The 20,636-nt window shown below is 39.6% G+C and carries 10 protein-coding genes, 2 tRNA genes, 3 rRNA genes and 1 pseudogene; 1 reads left to right on the forward strand and 15 read right to left on the reverse strand.

Translation table 11 applies throughout. The features are described 5' to 3' along the window. The first annotated feature begins 121 nt into the window (after positions 1-121). Positions 122-2,128, forward strand: a complete 2,007-nt coding sequence (ligA, locus tag LF886_RS19600; protein WP_236851244.1) for an NAD-dependent DNA ligase LigA — start codon at positions 122-124, stop codon at positions 2,126-2,128. A 69-nt stretch (positions 2,129-2,197) separates the two neighbouring features. Here the strand turns inward: ligA and LF886_RS19605 are convergent, their stop codons facing one another. The 15 genes and pseudogenes from LF886_RS19605 to LF886_RS19670 form a co-directional block, all read right to left on the reverse strand. Then, positions 2,198-2,656: a hypothetical protein gene (locus LF886_RS19605; protein WP_236851245.1), complete on the reverse strand. Its 459-nt coding sequence runs from the start codon at positions 2,654-2,656 to the stop codon at positions 2,198-2,200. Positions 2,657-2,775: 119 nt separating this feature from the next. Beyond that, positions 2,776-3,243 (reverse strand): hypothetical protein, encoded by a 468-nt coding sequence (locus LF886_RS19610; RefSeq protein WP_236851246.1) that lies wholly within the window; start codon positions 3,241-3,243, stop codon positions 2,776-2,778. A gap of 78 nt (positions 3,244-3,321) precedes the next feature. Further along, positions 3,322-5,036 (reverse strand): annotated as a pseudogene (locus LF886_RS19615) (ATP-binding protein). Between the two features lie 6 nt (positions 5,037-5,042). Further along, entirely contained in the window at positions 5,043-6,152 is a 1,110-nt protein-coding gene (locus LF886_RS19620; protein WP_236851247.1) for a sensor protein KdpD, read from the reverse strand. A gap of 57 nt (positions 6,153-6,209) precedes the next feature. Beyond that, on the reverse strand, positions 6,210-7,295 hold the full coding sequence (locus tag LF886_RS19625; RefSeq protein ID WP_236851248.1) for a porin: 1,086 nt from the start codon (positions 7,293-7,295) through the stop codon (positions 6,210-6,212). Between the two features lie 69 nt (positions 7,296-7,364). Then, positions 7,365-7,922: a potassium-transporting ATPase subunit KdpC gene (gene kdpC / locus LF886_RS19630; RefSeq protein WP_236851249.1), complete on the reverse strand. Its 558-nt coding sequence runs from the start codon at positions 7,920-7,922 to the stop codon at positions 7,365-7,367. A gap of 10 nt (positions 7,923-7,932) precedes the next feature. After that, positions 7,933-9,972 (reverse strand): potassium-transporting ATPase subunit KdpB, encoded by a 2,040-nt coding sequence (kdpB, locus tag LF886_RS19635; protein ID WP_124530619.1) that lies wholly within the window; start codon positions 9,970-9,972, stop codon positions 7,933-7,935. A 175-nt stretch (positions 9,973-10,147) separates the two neighbouring features. Then, the gene (gene kdpA / locus LF886_RS19640) at positions 10,148-11,842 is read right to left on the reverse strand and encodes a potassium-transporting ATPase subunit KdpA (RefSeq protein ID WP_236851250.1); all 1,695 of its coding nucleotides are present in this window, start codon (positions 11,840-11,842) and stop codon (positions 10,148-10,150) included. 6 nt (positions 11,843-11,848) lie between these two features. Beyond that, a complete protein-coding gene (locus LF886_RS24185) occupies positions 11,849-11,926 on the reverse strand; it encodes a potassium-transporting ATPase subunit F (protein ID WP_077415921.1) in 78 nt (25 codons plus the stop codon). A 352-nt stretch (positions 11,927-12,278) separates the two neighbouring features. Then, a complete protein-coding gene (locus LF886_RS19645) occupies positions 12,279-13,601 on the reverse strand; it encodes a sigma-54-dependent transcriptional regulator (protein WP_236851251.1) in 1,323 nt (440 codons plus the stop codon). Between the two features lie 619 nt (positions 13,602-14,220). Further along, positions 14,221-14,328 (reverse strand): 5S ribosomal RNA (gene rrf / locus LF886_RS19650). A 144-nt stretch (positions 14,329-14,472) separates the two neighbouring features. Then, a 23S ribosomal RNA gene (locus LF886_RS19655) occupies positions 14,473-17,233 on the reverse strand. A gap of 204 nt (positions 17,234-17,437) precedes the next feature. Continuing rightward, positions 17,438-17,511, reverse strand: a tRNA-Ala gene (locus LF886_RS19660). A 101-nt stretch (positions 17,512-17,612) separates the two neighbouring features. Further along, positions 17,613-17,686 (reverse strand) — tRNA-Ile (locus LF886_RS19665). Positions 17,687-17,865: 179 nt separating this feature from the next. Beyond that, positions 17,866-19,383: ribosomal RNA gene (locus LF886_RS19670) — 16S ribosomal RNA — on the reverse strand. Together the 16S, 23S and 5S rRNA genes with 2 tRNA genes alongside form the textbook arrangement of a ribosomal RNA operon. Positions 19,384-20,636: the final 1,253 nt, after the last annotated feature.

Below are 20,636 nucleotides of genomic sequence, written 5' to 3' on the forward strand. Positions count from 1 at the left end.
TTCCATACAAAACCAATCTGTTAAAGCACATTACGGATTCTTAATTTTCCTATAATATTTAATTCTGTTATTTTTTAAATGCAATTACTTTAGTTATTTTTGCTCAAAAGATAGAAAAGCAATGTCTGAAAACATTCAACAAAAGATAGAACAGCTCCGCAAAGAGCTCCACCAACATAACGAAGACTATTATCAACTGGATACTCCCACTATTACAGATTTTGAGTTTGACATGCTTTTGCAGGAACTTCAGGATCTGGAGGCAAAATATCCTGAATTTTATGATGAGAATTCTCCTACTGTACGTGTAGGTGGTGGCGTCACTAAGGTTTTCCCTACCATTCAGCATAAATTCAGAATGTACTCTCTGGACAATTCCTATGATTTTGACGATCTGGAAGATTGGGAAAAAAGAATCATCAAAACAATTGAAGATCCGGTTGAATTTGTTGCCGAATTGAAATATGACGGTGCTTCCATTTCTATTCTTTATGAAAATGGAAAACTATCACAGGCAGTTACCCGCGGTGACGGTTTCCAGGGAGATGAAATCACTCCGAATGTACGTACCATTTCAGATATTCCTTTGACTTTAAAAGGGGATTTCCCGACTCAGTTTTTTATGCGTGGAGAAATTTATCTGACCAGAAAAAACTTTGATAAACTTAATGTCCTAAGAGAGGAAGAAGGTCTTGATCCCTTCATGAATCCAAGAAATACGGCCAGCGGAAGTTTGAAAATGCAGGACAGTGCTGAGGTAAGAAAGCGCAGCCTTTCTTCTGTACTCTACCAGTTTATCTCTGATGAAGTTCCTGCAGAAACCCATTGGGAACTGCTTCAGAAAGCTCAGAGCTGGGGTTTCAAAACATCACAGCAGGCAAAATTATGCACAACACTGGATGAGGTGAAGGAATTTATTACTTTCTGGGATACGGAACGTCATAATCTTCCTTTTGAAATCGACGGAATTGTTTTAAAAGTGAATTCATTACAGCAGCAGAGACAACTTGGATATACGGCAAAATCTCCGCGTTGGGCGATGGCTTATAAATTTAAAGCAGAAAAGGTAGAGACAGAACTTCAAAGTGTTTCTTATCAGGTAGGAAGAACGGGTGCTATTACTCCTGTTGCCAACCTTAAACCTGTTTTACTGGCTGGAACGATCGTAAAAAGAGCATCCCTGCATAATGAAGATATCATTAAGAAACTGGATCTTCATGAAAACGACTTTGTATATGTAGAAAAAGGGGGTGAAATTATTCCAAAAATCGTAGGGGTAAACACCGATAAAAGAACGGAAGAGAGCAAAGAAATAGAATATATCAAACATTGCCCTGAATGTGGCACCGAACTGGTAAAGATTGAAGACCAGGCGATTCATTTCTGCCCGAACGAACTTCATTGCCCGCCACAGGTGGTTGGAAGAATGATTCATTATGTTTCCAGAAAAGCGTTGAATATCGATAACCTTGGAAGCGAGACTATAGAACAGCTATACAGAGAAAAACTGGTTGAAAACCCAGCTGACTTCTATGTGTTGACGAAAGAACAACTTCTTCCATTGGAAAGAATGGCTGAGAAATCTGCTCAGAACATCATCACCGGAGTTGAAAAATCTAAAGAAATTCCTTTTGAGAAAGTTTTATATGGAATCGGAATCAAGCATGTGGGAGAAACGGTTGCCAAAAAACTGGTGAAAAACTTCCCAACGATTGAAGAGTTGAAGAATGCAACTGTAGAAGAACTTTGCCAGGTAGAAGATATCGGGGTTAAGATTGCAGTAAGTATTGTAGATTTCTTCCAGAATTCTGAAAACCTATTGATGATCGAGCGCTTAAAATCTTATGGAGTACAGCTTGAAAAAGGAGAAAGCACGAATGAAGTTTTGTCCAATGTTTTAGAAGGGAAAACATTCCTTTTTACCGGAAAATTATCATTATTTACCAGAGAATCTGCTGAGGAAATGGTAGAAAAACATGGCGGGAAAAATATTTCGGCTGTTTCGAAAAACCTCAACTATCTTGTAGTAGGTGAAAAAGCAGGAAGCAAACTGAAAAAAGCACAGGATATCGGAACGATTGAAATCCTGGATGAGCATCAGTTTCTGGATCTGGTTGAGAACCAGTAAAATTTAAAAATATTTTTATAAAAAAACCATTGATTTTTTTCAATGGTTTTTTTGAACATTCTCAATATTTTATTTGAAAACAATAATCGTATACGGATTTTTTTGCCCTGCTTTAGGCAAGATCAGCCTGATGTGTTCTTTATTGCTATAGTAATCTATGTATGGTTCTTTAGTAATAATCTTTCCTTTTTCAGTTTCTTTATATCCGGCTGCCAAGATCAGCTTAAGATATTGATCATATTCTTTTTTATCTTTAAATTCAAATTCAATACTGCCTTTTGATTTTTCTTCAGGGTATTCAAACTTCCCAATTTTCGAGGTGTAATCGGGGGAATCATATTCGTTTAAAAGAAAGCCTAAGCCTTCTGTTCTGTCATAAAATTTGAACTGAAGCTGTTTCATCTCCTTTTTAAACTCATCCATGGTAAGTTTGTTGAATCCCTTGAGCTGTTTTAACGTGAATGTCTGAGCAGAGACCTGGATACTTAGCAAAACTGAAAATAATAGGAGTCCTAAAGTTTTTCTCATTTCTATTTTTATCGTAAATATAAAGAATAGGATTAGAAATTTTTAATTGAAAGATCAGATATTTTCTTATTAAAATGGATGAATAAACCTATAAGGTATCTGAGTGCTAAATGTAGAACCTATACTTCCCTATTCAACAACTTCCGAAACAGTAAAATTTCTTCCTGATTCAGCCCATTCAGGGAAATTGTGCGTTTTGTATCGGGCATCCAGTCAGGATAAAGAATCAGTTCCACATAAGTGTCATGTATATGAAACTCTCGCAGGACCTCTGGTTTTCTTGTATTTCTTCGATCTGATCCAAATCTTAGATTAACACATTTTCTGGGAATAATATAAAAATCTTTGGGAAACAAAAAAATGGAATTCTGATTCATGAAAATTTCAAAACTACACCATTGAAATCTTTTACTATTCTTAAGGCCACCCTTAGTTATTGTAGTAATAGTACCTCCGATATTTTTTAATACCACCGCATCAGGCTGCCTGTATTTTTCGATAATTTTATTTTTCTGGATATAAAAGTAAACTCCTGAAATGATAAAAAATGCCAGACCGGCCAAAGGCAAATAGAAAAAAGAATCCATTGATTTAAAAGAATAGAATTATAAGTTTTGAATTGAGAAAATCAGATATTTTCTCGTTCAAAGATATAACAATAATCCCTATGAAACCGGCAGTCTGAAGTAAAATGTACTTCCATTATTCAATGAACTCTTCACTCCGATTTCTCCATGCTGTTTTTCAATAAAATTTTTCGAGATGGCCAAACCGAGTCCTGTCCCATTCTGATGTTCTCCCGGAACCTGGAAATAGCGGTCAAAGATCTGGCGATGGTATTTTTCATCAATACCGCTTCCGGTATCAATAATACTAAATTGAATGAAAGCTCCCATTTTTTCTACCACAATCTGAATATTTTCATCTTGAAAAGAGTGCTTCACCGCATTGGTCAAAAAATTGTTCATCACCCAAACTGTCTTATCAAAATCTGCAGTCACGGAATTATTATCTTCCAAAAGATATTGGGTGCTGATCAAAATGTTTTTCTGCTCTGCCAGTTTTTCAACATTTTTCATAGCAGTCTGTACAATTTCCTTAGGGGAACATTTCTCTACGGTCAGCCTGATATTCCCGGATTCTACCTGAGAAAGATTGAGCAGCTCACCTGTGATATCCAATAAACGCTGTCCATCTTCATTGATACTTTTCAACAACTCCTGCTGCTGCTCATTCAATTCACCGAATTTTTGGTTTCCAAGAAGCTGTACCCCCATTTTGATAGCCGAAATTGGAGTTTTCAGTTCATGGGAAATCGTCGCAATGAAATTAGTTTTAGCAAAATCCAGTTCTTTGAAAGGGGTAATATTTCTTAACAAAATTACTTTTCCAATATATTTTTTTCCTTTTCGCCGGTCTTTACGATATTGATAGGAATAATATCCTGTTCAAAATAATTCTCCTTATTATCACGAACAATCTTGATAGGATCTTTTACCGGATGATCTATATTTTTCAGCAGCTCGCGGATAAGATCGTTATTGATGGCTACCTCATGAGCTGTTTTTCCAATAATTTCTTCTTTATGGAGATTGGTGATTTTCAGGGCTTCATCATTGATCATGTAGATAAAATGGTTCTCGTCCAAACCAATCACAGCATCATGCATATTGTTGACCAGTGTTTCGATCCGTTTTTTATCCATCAACTGCTTGGAAAGTGTGCTGCTTTCGTACTCCTGAAGCTTTTCCGCCATAGTGTTGAATGATTCTGCAAGATCATTGAACTCTTCACTTCCTTTGAAATGAACTCTTTCACTGTAGTTTTTACCGGCAATCTGCTTTATACCGAATGTAAGCTGGCTGATAGGTTCTGCAATAGCCTGAGGCAAATTGAAAAGTAAGATAAAAGCAATCAGAAAGCATACGGTTCCTAAACTTACAATCCAGAACGTAGCATTTTCTGCCGTGATGATAGCAATGTCACTCTTCCGCTCTATCCCTTTCATGTTTAAGGACATAATCTTGGCCAGATCTTCACGAATCAACTTCTCCTTATTAGAATCAGGAGCTTTCAGATAGCTGTTGAAATGCAGATTCAGATTCTGAGTGGCTTCTTTTTCGCCAAACTCTGTAAGGTTCTTTTCCTGAAGCTTATTATTTTTTTTAAAATCCGTGACCGCAACCGTACTGTCTGTACTGATGTTATCCAGTGCAAGAAGCATATTTTTGGAAAACTCCAGACTATTGTAATTGGCTGTCAGAATTTTTTCAGTATCAGATTTTAATTTATTGATGTATACAGAACCTATCACTGAAAGCAGAACGATCAGCAGAAATAAAAGGCCAACGCCTAACGTAAGTTTCGTTTTAAGTTTCATTACTTTTTAAGATAAAATAATAATATCTATCTGTCTCTCATTCAATCTGTTCATGAGAGTATAGATCCAGCTGTACCCCAACAGCCGCTGCCAAAAATGGGCATGTGGCTTTCCAATACAGACTGTCGTAATATTATGGGCAATCACATATTCCAGAATTCCATTGTGAACACTGCTTTCTTTGATCCGGACTACTTTCGCCCCTAATTCTTGTGCTAAATTAAAATTATTAATTAAATACCGCTGCTTATCTAGGGCTATTTTTTCAGGATTTTCGGAGGGCTTCTGAATGTATATAACAGTCCATGGACTGTTATAATAGCTGGCTAACCTTGCTGTTTTCCGGATAATTGTTTTGGCGATTTTCTCATTACTGCTGATGCAGGCCAGGAATTTTATAGGTTTAAAATTTTCTGTTTTGATTTCTGTTTCTACCTTTCTTTCTACATGAGTGGCTACTTCTTTTAAAGCCAGCTCACGAAGCTGTAGAATATGTCCGCTTTGGAAGAAATTGCTGAGTGCAGTCTGAACTTTTTCTTTTTTATAAATCTTACCCTCTTTTAGACGGGTCAGCAATTCATCAGCGGTAAGATCTATATTGACCACTTCATCAGCAAGTGCCAGAATCTTATCCGGGACACGCTCTGCCACTTCTACTCCGGTAATTTTCTTTACTTCTTCGTTCAGGCTTTCAATATGCTGGATATTCATTGCACTGATAACGTTAATTCCGTTATCAAGAATCTCCAATACATCCTGCCATCTTTTTTTATTTTTGGATCCTTCTACATTGGTATGAGGCAGCTCATCCACTAAAACGACTTCCGGATGTTCGTTGATAATTGCCTGAAGATCCATTTCTTCAAGATTTTTTCCTTTATAAAAAACCGATTTTCTTTCAATTTCAGGAAGACCTTCTACAAGCGCTACCGTTTCTTCCCGATCGTGGGTTTCAATATAGCCTATTTTTACATCAATGCCATTTCGCAAAAGGGAATGCGCTTCCTGAAGCATCCGGAAGGTTTTTCCTACGCCTGCACTCATCCCGATATAGATTTTAAATTTTCCTTTTCGGGACTTTTGAATCAGTTCTAAAAAATCTTTTGCTGATGACATTGATTTTATTCTTTTTAATTTTACTTTAAACACTTTTTCCTGTGCCTGAATTGATTACTAAAACCAAGCTGCAAGACTTGTCGTAATGAAGAAATTTCCTTTTTTAAATTCATCGTTTTTCGCAAAAATGGCATCTTTAGCTGTAAAACTTCTTGCCTCTGTACGGAAAACCACATTTTTAAAGATCGCATAATCTACGTTGAGAGAATATCCAAAGGTCTGAAATCCATTAGGAGTTCCGGTATTGATGATCACACCGTTTTTATCATTGTAATATTCTAGTCTTCCTGCCAGCGCCCATTTGTTGTCTAATTGATATTTCATCAGAACATTCGGGCTGTACCAGATATTATACTGCTCACTTCCTTTTGATTTCTGCTCTGCTCCGATATCAAATCCCAAAACTGCGGAAAACTGATCCGTCAGCTGAAAGCTTCCATACAAATCATGAAAATAGCGCATCCTTTTGTCTTCCTTTGCTTTATCATTCCCGATAAATGAACTGCTGTTCAGGGTAATTTTATCATTAGGTTTATACGTTATCTGATGTCCGAAAGAAATACTCTGGTTTCCTTCTGGTTTTGCAATTCGCTGCCATCCGTTCATTACTAATCCACTTAAAAACCACTTTCCGTTATCTGAGGTGTAAGAAATTTTGGCACCCGTTTCAAAATAGGGAGAGTTTTCGGCGGCAAAACTTCGGGTCAGATTGATATTATCTTTTCCTATAGCACTTTCCCAGCCGATATGAGACGGCATGATCCCTGCATCAATCCACAGGTTTTTATTTTTAGAAATTTTGATCCCAATATTGGCTTCGTTGACATAGCGCAGTGCATTTTGTTCAGCCGCCATATTATCCTGGGCATAAGTTCCAGCCATTAAAGCTACATTGGCACGGAGATTTTCACTTTGATAATTGGCTTTAACCAATCCCAGATTAAGATTCATCTCATTATGCCTGTTATATGAGTATAAAAAGTTTTGACGCATATGATTCCCCGGTTCATTAAAATCATAGGTATAAAAGAGTTCTGCATAAGCGGAAAATGTCACTTTATTTCCTATTTTCAATGAATCTGATGATTGTGCTTTGGCTAAAAACAGCCCTGACAGCACACATATAGCTAGATATTTTTTCACGTTAGTTTTAAGGTGTATTAATCATATCAAGGTTTAAAACCTTGACATGATTATCGATTATTAAATTTATTATTTTAACTGATCTAAAGCAATATTAAGCTTCAGAACATTTACTTTTGAGGGTCCGAAAAGTCCTAAAAATGGCTTTTCAGTTTGATTATTAATTAAGTTTTTGATTTGCTCTTCTGAAACATTTCTCACTTTTGCAATCCTCTTTGTCTGATACAAAGCTCCTTCCTTAGAAATATCCGGATCCAGACCGCTTCCGCTTGCTGTAACCAATTCTACAGGAACATTGGTATTTCCCATTTCAGGATTATCCATTTTTAAAGTATCAATCCTTTTCTGTACGGTTTCCAGATATTCTTTGTTGCTGGGACCTTTATTACTTCCCCCACTTCCTGCAGCATTATAATTGACTGAAGAAGGACGACCGTGAAAATATTTCTCAGCTTTGAATTCCTGCCCGATATTGGCATAGAACTTCTGTCCTTTATCATAAACAATTTCGCCGTTTCCTTTGTTAGGAAGTATTTTAGAACCTCCATATACAACAGCCAGATAAATACCCGTAACTATCAACATCACAAGAGTTAATCTGAATGCTGAAACAATATGATTTTTCATTTTTTAAATTTTAATAGAATAAACTGATTACCAAATCAATGATTTTGATCCCGATGAATGGAACAATTACTCCGCCCAGACCGTAGATTAAAAGATTTCTTCTCAGTAATGCACTTGCCCCAATCGGCTTATAGGCTACTCCTTTTAACGCCAGCGGAATAAGGAACGGAATGATGATCGCATTGAAAATAACCGCTGATAATATGGCTGTTTCAGGACTGTGAAGATTCATGATATTCAGCTTCTGAAGGGAAGGAATAAAAGTGATGAAGAGTGCGGGAATAATGGCAAAATACTTCGCCACGTCATTGGCAATACTGAAAGTCGTCAAGGTTCCTCTTGTCATCAGCAGCTGTTTTCCGATTTCCACAATTTCGATCAGTTTTGTTGGGTCGTTATCAAGGTCTACCATGTTGCCAGCTTCTTTTGCAGCCTGTGTTCCGCTGTTCATCGCTACTCCTACATCAGCCTGAGCCAGTGCCGGAGCATCATTGGTTCCGTCTCCCATCATGGCGACCAGTTTACCTTCCTGCTGTTCCTTTTTAATGTAATTCATCTTGTCTTCAGGCTTAGCTTCTGCTATAAAATCATCTACTCCTGCTTTCTCCGCAATGAATTTTGCTGTTAAAGGATTATCTCCGGTTACCATTACCGTTTTCACCCCCATTTTTCTCAGTCTCTGGAAACGTTCCTGGATTCCGGTTTTGATGATATCCTGAAGTTCTATCACTCCCCATACCTTTTCATTTACAGCTACTACCAAAGGAGTTCCTCCGTTTTCAGCTATTTTGGTTACCGCATCCTGGGTTTCCTGTGGGAAGATATTCCCGGCTTTTTCAGTCAGTTTTTTTATTGTGTCATACGCTCCTTTACGGATTCTTGTCTCATCAAAATCGATTCCTGAAGTTCTCGTCTCAGCTGTAAAATCAATATAAGTAGGATTGGGAACCAATAAGTCTTCAGATTTTAATGCACTCAGCTCAATGATTGATTTTCCTTCCGGTGTTTCATCGGCTACAGAACTTAAAGCAGAAGCCTTAATGAATTCATCAAGCTGAATTCCGTTGGAAGGATGAAAATGGGTCGCTTTACGGTTTCCGATCGTGATTGTTCCTGTCTTATCAAGCAAAAGAACATCAATATCTCCTGCCGTTTCCACAGCTTTCCCACTTTTGGTAATCACATTCGCTCTAAGCGCTCTATCCATACCCGCAATTCCGATTGCAGAAAGCAGACCGCCGATGGTTGTCGGAATAAGACAAACGAAAAGAGATATAAATGCCGCAATAGTAATCGGCGTCTGCGCATAATCTGCAAATGGCTTTAAAGTGAGGGTAACAATAATAAATGTAAGGGTAAATCCTGCTAAAAGTATAGTTAATGCGATTTCGTTAGGTGTTTTCTGTCTTGATGCTCCTTCTACAAGGGCAATCATTTTATCTAGGAAGGATTCTCCTGGTTTTGTGGTTACTTTTACTTTAATTCTGTCTGAAAGTACTTTTGTACCTCCTGTTACAGAACTCTTGTCTCCTCCGGCTTCACGGATTACAGGTGCGCTTTCTCCGGTAATGGCAGACTCATCTATGGTTGCCAGACCTTCAATAATCTCACCATCCATTGGGATCTGATCTCCGGCTTCACAAAGGAAAATATCGCCTAATGTCATTTCAGCGGACATTTTCAGAACTGTTTCTACCTGAAACCCGGGCTTATTATCAACCACTAATTTGGCTGGAGTTTCTTCCCTTGTTTTTCTAAGAGTATCAGCCTGTGCTTTTCCTCTTGCTTCTGCAATAGCTTCTGCAAAATTCGCAAACAGAACGGTGAAAAATAAAATAATAAATACTAAAAAGTTATAGGAAAAGCTTCCTTGGGTTTTATCACCAGTAAGACTGAACATGCTTACGATAAACATGACAACGGTTCCGATTTCCACCAGGAACATTACTGGATTTTTAAACATAATTTTCGGATTCAGCTTTACGAAGGACTGTTTTATAGCTTCGTTTACCAAATCTCTCTGAAACAATGTTTGTGACTGATTTTTCATTTTTTTGAAAGAATTTATATCATTGTAAATCAATAGTAACCATCAAGGTCTGCCAAATAATAAGGATAGATATGGATAATATAAGTGAACGTTTCAGTAAGTGTCAGACTAGCTTTTTCCCACTTTTCAGCTCCCTTAATGGTTGAATATTGATTTTAATTTTTAATGTTCACATTTATTTTGAGAAATACTGAATCTGCTCTGCAATAGGGCCTAATGTCAATGCAGGGAAGAAAGACAGTGCTGCAATCAGTAAGATCACCGCCAGGGTCATAAATCCGAAAGTGGCTGTATCTGTTTTCAGTGTTCCTGAACTTTCCGGAATATATTTCTTCTGGGCTAAAAGTCCTGCAATTGCTACCGGCCCAATGATCGGGATGAATCTTGATAACAACAGTACAATTCCTGTTGAAATATTCCACCAAGGTGTATTGTCTCCAAGTCCTTCAAATCCGGATCCGTTGTTCGCTGCAGAAGAAGTAAATTCATAAAGCATTTCACTGAAACCATGGAACCCAGGATTATTCAATGTTTTTGTTCCAAATTCTGGCAAATAAGCCGTTAAAGCTGTTCCTGCAAGAATCAGGAAAGGATGGAACAAAGCCACGATCATAGCGATTTTCATTTCTTTGGCTTCAATCTTTTTACCCATAAATTCTGGGGTCCTCCCTACCATCAGACCACTGATAAATACAGCGAGAATGATAAAGATGAAATAATTCAGAATTCCAACCCCGCAGCCGCCGTAGAAGCAGTTGATCATCATGGCAAGCAGTTCGTTCATCCCCGAAAGAGGCATTGTACTGTCATGCATAGAGTTCACGGATCCTGTTGAAATAACAGTGGTTGCAATACTCCAATAGCCAGATGAAGCACTTCCAAAACGGATTTCTTTACCTTCCATGGCACCCAGGCTCTTGTCTGCTCCCATTTGTGTAATCAGAGGATTTCCTCCGGTTTCATTCACAACATTCGGAACAGTAAGGGCGAGAAAACCGACCGTCATTACGGTAAAAATTACCCATGAAAGTTTTCTTTTATTCAGATAAAACCCAAGTGCAAATACCAACGCAAACGGAATGATCATTTGAGCGACCATCTCTGTCATATTGGTGATATAGTTAGGATTTTCAAGCGGGTGAGCTGAATTCGCTCCGAAAAACCCACCACCATTGGTTCCTAAGTGTTTAATCGCTACAAAGGCAGATACCGGACCTCTGGAAACATCAGCCTTCTGTCCTTCCACTGTGATGATATGGTCTTTTCCTTCGAAAGTCATCGGGCTTCCGTTGATAGAAAGAATTAAAGCAACAATAACACTTATCGGAACCAGGATTCTTATCATTGATTTTGTGAAAAAGTCATAGAAATTCCCCAGTTCAGTACTGGTTTTTTCTTTAAAAGCTTTGAAAAGAACCGCCATTGCCGCCATTCCTGTTGCTGCCGTTACAAACTGTAAAAACATCAGATAAAGCTGGCTCAGGTAGCTTACTCCCGTTTCTCCCGAATAGTGCTGTAAATTACAGTTGACCAGGAATGATATGGCTGTATTAAAAGCCAGATCGGGTGACATATTAGGATTCCCATCAGGATTTAAAGGAAGCCACGACTGATTCAGTAAAATAAGAAATCCAATAATAAACCAGACAAGGTTGATCGTCAGCATGGCGTACATATTCTGTTTCCAATTCATCTGACGGGTAGGATTAATTCCGGATAATTTATAAATCAACTTTTCAATCGGTTCAAAAACCGGATCCAGAAAAGTCTTTTTGTATCCATAAACATTAGCTATATATTTTCCTAGAAATATTCCGATAACTAATGTGATAGCAAATATTGCTATAATGCCTAAAATTTCTGTATTCATGACCAATTAAAATTTTTCAGGTTTAATTAAAACATAACAGATATACACAAAGGCAAGTATTGAGAGGAAAAATAAACTCCACATAATTTATATTCTATCAAAAAATTCAACTGATTTATATAAAAGCCAAAATAGTACTGCGAAAAGCAGAATTAAACTTATAAGCATCATATCTTAATCATTAGGGTTAAAAGAGTCAATAATACGTACGATACAATCAGCAGACTAAAAGTTGAATGCTCCCGTTTTTTAAACGTTTTTCTTGAAATTGTCATTTTTAAATATTTTATTCAGGTACTATATGCCAAAAGAAAGTCCATTCTGAAAAACAGACGCGTAAGTAATTAAACAACAATACATTAAATGACATCGCCAATCTATATAAAAACAAAAAGCCTATCAAAATGATAGGCTCTTTATTAAAATGATAAAAGATTTATTTTAATCCGTATTCTTCCAGTTTCCGATATAGCGTGGCAATACCAATCTCAAGTAATCGGGCTGCTTCTGCTTTGTTCCCTTTTGTATATTGTAATACTTTCTGTATATGTATTTTTTCCAATGACCGGATACTTAAAGAATCACTTTCCGGGACCGCTTTTTCAGAGTAATGAGGAAGGCTGTCAGAATCAAGGATATTGTCCTCCATTAAAATTAAACTCCGTTCCACAGCATTTCTCAGCTCACGAATATTTCCTTTCCAATCATTCTTATCCAATGCTTTATAATAATTAGGATCAACCTGCACAGAGGATAAGTGAAGTTTATGTGAAAAAATATCAATAAAGTTCTTGGCAAGTGCTTTCAGATCTTCTTTTCTATTGCGTAAAGCCGGCAGCCTTATCTCAAATACATTCAGTCTGAAATACAGATCTTCTCTGAAGTTTCCTTGCTTTATTTCATCTTCAAGATCTCTGTTGGTGGCCGCAATCAATCTAAAATCAGACTTTGAAACTTTGGTTTCACCCATTTTGATAAATTCCCTGGTTTCCAGAACTCTAAGCAGTTTTGCCTGAAGTTCTATGGGCATCTCACCAATTTCATCTAAGAACAGAGTACCGCCATTTGCCTCTTCAATCAATCCTTTTTTATCTTTTATGGCCCCTGTGAAAGCGCCTTGCTTGTGACCAAAAAGTTCGCTCTCCAGAATCTCTTTACTGAAGGCTGAACAATTGATTGCTACAAAACTATTTTTCTTTCTGTCACTTCCCTCATGAATAGCACTGGCAAAAACTTCTTTTCCTGTACCTGTTTCTCCTGTAAGAAGTACAGCAGCATCTGTTAAAGCCACTTTTTCAGCCAGCTTCTTAGCCTGCAGAATTAAGGGGGATTTACCAATTATCTGGTCAAATCCCTTGGTCACAACCTGCTGCATAACTCTTGATTTATTGTCTTTTACCTTATCAAGAGCCTTATATACCAATGGAATTATCTTCTCATTATCATCACCTTTTACAAGATAATCATAAGCGCCATTCTTCATGGCCTGAACAGCATCTGTAATATTACCAAATGCTGTCATTAAAATAATTTCTAACTGAGGATATTTACTTTTGATAGACTTTACCAGTTCTACTCCAAAAGCATCAGGCAGCCGGACATCGCTTAAAACAACATCAAATTCATATTGCTCCAGCATTGTCATGGCTGAACGTGCTGTAGAAGCTTCTTTTACATTAAAATTTTCTTGGGAGAGGATCATTCCTAGTAGCTTAAGGAGTTTGATCTCATCATCGATGATCAGAATGTTTCCTGACATATAATTATTTTTGGAAAACTACTGCAAACTTATCGAATTTATTCGAGTAAAACGGCGTTGTATAAGGAAATAGTTTCATTGAACAGCTTGTTCTACTTCAGGAGCATCATCCCGCTATCCATTCATACTCCTCACGCCAGCGTGCTCCTACACTCAAACCCCACCAACTCTCCAACTCAAGCTGCGGGGTAACCATTACTATCGGGGCTAAAAGGAAGAGAATTATGAATTATAAGTTATGAATTATGAGATTCGAGGTTCAGGTTTCCGGCTGCAATTGATCAGCATTGATTATTCTACATTTATGTTATTCAGTAGGAGCGGGCTTTAGCCCGTTCTGGTCAAAAACTCCATCTCCATCTGGCTTTAGCCAAAACTTATAATAGGGGAATCCTATTAACTGAAGAAAATAAATAATAATGAGGGTAAATTAAAGATTGAAAGATAAGTAACCAGGAATGACTAATAGCTAGTTAATATATATGGATAAGATAAATCCAGAATTGGATACAGATATGAGTATACAAATATTCCAAGTATATTATAGAGGTTGCTGTATGTATATAACAAAAAAAAGTCCTTTATCGTATGATAAAGGACTTTTTAAAAATAAAATAAAAACTGGCGGCGGCCTACTCTCCCGCGTTAGCAGTACCATCGGCGCTGGTGGGCTTAACTTCTGTGTTCGGAATGGGAACAGGTGAGCCCCACCGCTAAAACCACCCTAAAGGTTGTATATAAGGTTGCAGGTCGTAGGTAAAAGGCGGCAGGTTTTCCCTGCTTCCTAATAGCTGACATCTGCTACCTGGTTTATTTTCGATAAAAACTTTCACAAAGAGGTAACCTTGCTGCACTTCCGTGCGCCATATTAGGCTATAAATCTACGGGTAATTAGTACTACTTGGCTATGACATTACTGTCTTTACACCTATAGCCTATCAACGTCGTCATCTCCAACGACCCTTAAAAGATGTCTCATCTTGAGGCGAGTTTCGCACTTATATGCTTTCAGTGCTTATCTCTTCCAAACGTAGCTACTCAGCAGTGCACCTGGCGGTACAACTGATACACCAGAGGTTTGTTCAATTCGGTCCTCTCGTACTAGAATCAAGCCCTCTCAAACATCTAACGCCCGCAATAGATAGAGACCGAACTGTCTCACGACGTTCTGAACCCAGCTCGCGTGCCACTTTAATGGGCGAACAGCCCAACCCTTGGGACCTTCTCCAGCCCCAGGATGTGACGAGCCGACATCGAGGTGCCGAACCTCCCCGTCGATGTGAGCTCTTGGGGGAGACTAGCCTGTTATCCCCGGAGTACCTTTTATCCTATGAGCGATGGCCCTTCCATACGGAACCACCGGATCACTATGTCCTGCTTTCGCACCTGATCGACTTGTTGGTCTCACAGTCAAGCACCCTTATGCCATTACACTCTACGCACGGTTACCAAGCGTGCTGAGGGTACCTTTGAAAGCCTCCGTTACTCTTTTGGAGGCGACCACCCCAGTCAAACTACCCACCACGCAATGTCCTTCTATTAAGAAGTTAGGCTCCAAGTAAGTAAAGGGTGGTATTTCAACGTTGGCTCCACCTACACTAGCGTGCAAGCTTCAAAGCCTCCCACCTATCCTACACATTACTTACTCAAAGTCAATACGAAGTTATAGTAAAGGTTCACAGGGTCTTTTCGTCCCATTGCGGGTACTCGGCATCTTCACCGAGACTACAATTTCACAGAGCTCATGGTTGAGACAGTGCCCAGATCGTTACACCATTCGTGCAGGTCGGAACTTACCCGACAAGGAATTTCGCTACCTTAGGACCGTTATAGTTACGGCCGCCGTTTACTGGGGCTTCAGTCAATGCCTTCGGTTTAACCCTAAGCACCTTCCTTAACCTTCCAGCACCGGGCAGGTGTCAGACCCTATACTGCATCTTTCGATTTTGCAGAGTCCTGTGTTTTTGATAAACAGTCGCCTGGGCCTCTTTACTGCGGCCACCATTGCTGATGGCGTCTCTTCTCCCGAAGTTACGAGACTATTTTGCCTAGTTCCTTAACCATGATTCACTCTAGCACCTTAGGATTCTCTCCTCGACTACCTGTGTCGGTTTTGGTACGGGTTGCTTCACTTCGGCTTTTCTTGGAAGCACTTTCCCTACAGCAGCTTCGCCCGAAGGCTAGGCCTTGACTATTCCGTCAGTCTCCAGTAAGTACGGCACTCCGTCCCCTTTTTAGTGTGAGCAAGTATGGGAATATTAACCCATTGTCCATCCACTACCCCTTTCGGGTTCGCGTTAGGTCCCGACTAACCCTCAGCTGATTAGCATGGCTGAGGAAACCTTAGTCTTTCGGTGAGCGGGTTTCTCGCCCGCTTTATCGTTACTTATGCCTACATTTTCTTTTCTATCCGCTCCACAATACCTCACAGTACTGCTTCAGCGCAAATAGAATGCTCTCCTACCAGATATACCCCTAAGGTATAAATCCATAGCTTCGGTAATATGTTTATGCCCGATTATTATCCATGCCGGACCGCTCGACTAGTGAGCTGTTACGCACTCTTTAAATGAATGGCTGCTTCCAAGCCAACATCCTAGCTGTCAATGCAGTCCAACCGCGTTGCTTCAACTTAACATATATTTTGGGACCTTAGCTGTTGGTCTGGGTTCTTTCCCTCTCGGACATGGACCTTAGCACCCATGCCCTCACTGCCGTAGAACATTTATTAGCATTCGGAGTTTGTCAGGAATTGGTAGGTGGTGAAACCCCCGCATCCAATCAGTAGCTCTACCTCTAATAAACTTATATACGACGCTGCACCTAAATGCATTTCGGAGAGTACGAGCTATCTCCCAGTTTGATTGGCCTTTCACCCCTACCCACAGGTCATCCGAAGACTTTTCAACGTCAACCGGTTCGGTCCTCCACTCTGTGTTACCAGAGCTTCAACCTGCCCATGGGTAGATCACAAGGTTTCGCGTCTAATCCTACTAACTATACGCCCTATTCAGACTCGCTTTCGCTCCGGCTCCGGTACTTAATACCTTAACCTCGCTAGTAAAATTAACTCGTAGGCTCATTATGCAAAAGGCACGCCGTCACACCATATAGGTGCTCCGACCGCTTGTAGGCGTACGGTTTCAGGTTCTATTTCACCCTTCTATTCGAAGTGCTTTTCACCTTTCCTTCACAGTACTTGTTCACTATCGGTCTTTCAGGAGTATTTAGCCTTGGAGGATGGTCCCCCCATATTCAGACAGGATTTCACGTGTCCCGCCCTACTCATTTATCACTCAAATATGCCTTTCATTTACGGGGCTATCACCCTCTACGGCTGTTCTTTCCAGAACATTCTATTAAACATATATTAGCTTTTGGGCTAATCCGCTTTCGCTCGCCACTACTTACGGAATCTCTTCGATTTCTTTTCCTCCGGGTACTTAGATGTTTCAGTTCTCCGGGTTTGCTCCTCCTAAGAGGTGACTGGTCTTCAACCAGCCGGGTTGCCCCATTCGGACATCTGCGGATCAATTCGTGTGTGCCAATCCCCGCAGCTTTTCGCAGCTTACCACGTCCTTCGTCGCCTCTGAAAGCCTAGGCATCCGCCATACGCCCTTAACGATTTCTTTCCTAATAATTATATTAGTTCAGTATTTTTTGATAAATTAAAATTTATCGATATTTTTATAAACTCGGCACTCGAAAGTGCTCGGTTATCTCTTTGTGATGTCTTTACCGTTAATGTCAATGATCTTAATGTCTTCTTGTCCAACTGATGAACAGATATTGTTTTTGGCTCTATCCGTAACTTTTAAATCAGTCTTCCAAAACTGTGGAGAATAAGGGAGTCGAACCCTTGACCTCCTGCGTGCAAGGCAGGCGCTCTAGCCAGCTGAGCTAATTCCCCCTCTAGTAGAAATTTTAAATTTTAAATGATAAATTTTAAATGAAACAGCAATGTCGTAATTTAAAATCTATAATTCTTAATCTATAATTCCCTATAATTAGTAGTCTCGGGCAGGCTCGAACTGCCGACCTCTACATTATCAGTGTAGCGCTCTAACCAGCTGAGCTACGAGACTTTTTATGAGTAATGGGGATAAGTAAGTACTCTCTCCATTTCTCAATCTCTTCCCTATACTAATTTCTAGTGGGTTTTGTATTTTTAATATAACCAACCAAACAAAAAACTAAAGCTATACTTTAAGTAAGTACATGTATCTTGCGATACTAATTTTGTTTATCGTCTAAAGACGCTCTAAAATGAGATGTTCCAGCCGCACCTTCCGGTACGGCTACCTTGTTACGACTTAGCCCTAGTTACCTGTTTTACCCTAGGCAGCTCCTATTACGGTCACCGACTTCAGGTACCCCAGACTTCCATGGCTTGACGGGCGGTGTGTACAAGGCCCGGGAACGTATTCACCGCGCCATGGCTGATGCGCGATTACTAGCGATTCCAGCTTCATAGAGTCGAGTTGCAGACTCCAATCCGAACTGAGACCAGCTTTCGAGATTTGCATCACATCGCTGTGTAGCTGCCCTCTGTACTGGCCATTGTATTACGTGTGTGGCCCAAGGCGTAAGGGCCGTGATGATTTGACGTCATCCCCACCTTCCTCTCTACTTGCGTAGGCAGTCTCACTAGAGTCCCCAACTTAATGATGGCAACTAGTGACAGGGGTTGCGCTCGTTGCAGGACTTAACCTAACACCTCACGGCACGAGCTGACGACAACCATGCAGCACCTTGAAAAATGTCCGAAGAAAAGTCTATTTCTAAACCTGTCATTTCCCATTTAAGCCTTGGTAAGGTTCCTCGCGTATCATCGAATTAAACCACATAATCCACCGCTTGTGCGGGCCCCCGTCAATTCCTTTGAGTTTCATTCTTGCGAACGTACTCCCCAGGTGGCTAACTTATCACTTTCGCTTAGTCTCTGAATCTTAAAGACCCAAAAACGAGTTAGCATCGTTTACGGCGTGGACTACCAGGGTATCTAATCCTGTTCGCTCCCCACGCTTTCGTCCATCAGCGTCAGTTGTTGCTTAGTAACCTGCCTTCGCAATTGGTGTTCTAAGTAATATCTATGCATTTCACCGCTACACTACTTATTCCAGCTACTTCAACAACACTCAAGACCTGCAGTATCAATGGCAGTTTCACAGTTAAGCTGTGAGATTTCACCACTGACTTACAGATCCGCCTACGGACCCTTTAAACCCAATAAATCCGGATAACGCTTGCACCCTCCGTATTACCGCGGCTGCTGGCACGGAGTTAGCCGGTGCTTATTCGTATAGTACCTTCAGCTACTCTCACGAGAGTAGGTTTATCCCTATACAAAAGAAGTTTACAACCCATAGGGCCGTCGTCCTTCACGCGGGATGGCTGGATCAGGCTCTCACCCATTGTCCAATATTCCTCACTGCTGCCTCCCGTAGGAGTCTGGTCCGTGTCTCAGTACCAGTGTGGGGGATCACCCTCTCAGGCCCCCTAAAGATCGTAGACTTGGTGAGCCGTTACCTCACCAACTATCTAATCTTGCGCGTGCCCATCTCTATCCACCGGAGTTTTCAATATCAACTGATGCCAGTCAATATATTATGGGGTATTAATCTTCCTTTCGAAAGGCTATCCCCCAGATAAAGGCAGGTTGCACACGTGTTCCGCACCCGTACGCCGCTCTCAAGATTCCGAAGAATCTCTACCGCTCGGCTTGCATGTGTTAGGCCTCCCGCTAGCGTTCATCCTGAGCCAGGATCAAACTCTCCATTGTATGTTTGTCTGACTCACTCAAAGTTTTGACGCTTTAGTTTTTCCTTACTTGGTTGTTATATTGTATGTCAATGATCTTTATATCTTTCGCTTTTTAACGATGCAATCTTCTCTGTCAGTGTTGCTCCGTATTTGCGAGTGCAAAAGTAAAACTTTATTTCTATTTGACCAAATGTTTTTGAAGGAAATTTTAAAGTTTTTTAAGTAACCTTAACCTCTCTTCTCATCACCTAACCTTCCACTCCTGCGCTCCCTTAATTGGGACTGCAAAGATAAGAACTTTATTTCAACTCGCAACTTTTTAAATAAAAATGTTGAAGTTTTTTTTGCTCTTCCCTTTTGAAGTTTCTTATTGTTTCTGCTTATCTAAAAGCTTCTCTGCGCTACTGAATCTCTCTCGTTTTTCAGTGGGGCAAAGGTAGAGACTTAACTCACACCACGCAACTTTATTTAACATAAATTTTACCTTTTATTAATATTAAGCCCTAAACTGCTGGAAGGCAGAGAGAAAAATTTTAAACATTTGTTTGGAAGATCCGGAGGGAGAGGACGAGTGGGAGCGTTGGAGGGTCAGAGAGTGTTTGGGAGGGGTTAAGGATGGGATAAATGTATAATGTATAATGTATAATGTATAATGTATAATGTATAATGTATAATGGAAGATATACATATATATAATAGCAGAGGCTCTTTTAAAAACAAATATTCTTTATTTAAGTTTGGGCTAAAGCCAACAAGGACGTTTTCTTTTTATTAAACGGGCTAAAGCCCGTTTCTATTAAATTTTTATAGTCTGGATGAATATCTGGATGAAGATGAGGATAATGATTATTCGTTGATAGGATCATCAACCACAAATCGCAAGGATTTGCACAGAGGATGATGGATATAATATATATAAGAGAAAGTTGATGATACAGAATACACCTATTGACAAACTAAAACCTAGAATTGTAACCTCAAAACCAAAACGAGAAACCCGAAAATCATCATTCATCATTTATAATTTATAATTCATAACTCCTCCCCTAGCCCTGATAGCAATGGTTACCCCGCAGCTTAGCAAGGAGAGTGGGTGGGCTGGAGGGTCGGAGAGCGTTGGAGCGAGGAGTAGAAATGGATAGCAGGAAGAGCTCCAAAATAAAAATCATATATTATATATAGTATGGAAAAAATATGTTTACCTGTCTTAATACCCCTTCAATAATGGTTATTCCTTTCTGATGATTCACCTTTTCAACTATAATAATAGAT

It is taken from the genome of Chryseobacterium sp. MEBOG07 (assembly GCF_021869745.1).
Classification (GTDB): Bacteria; Bacteroidota; Bacteroidia; order Flavobacteriales; family Weeksellaceae; genus Chryseobacterium; species Chryseobacterium viscerum.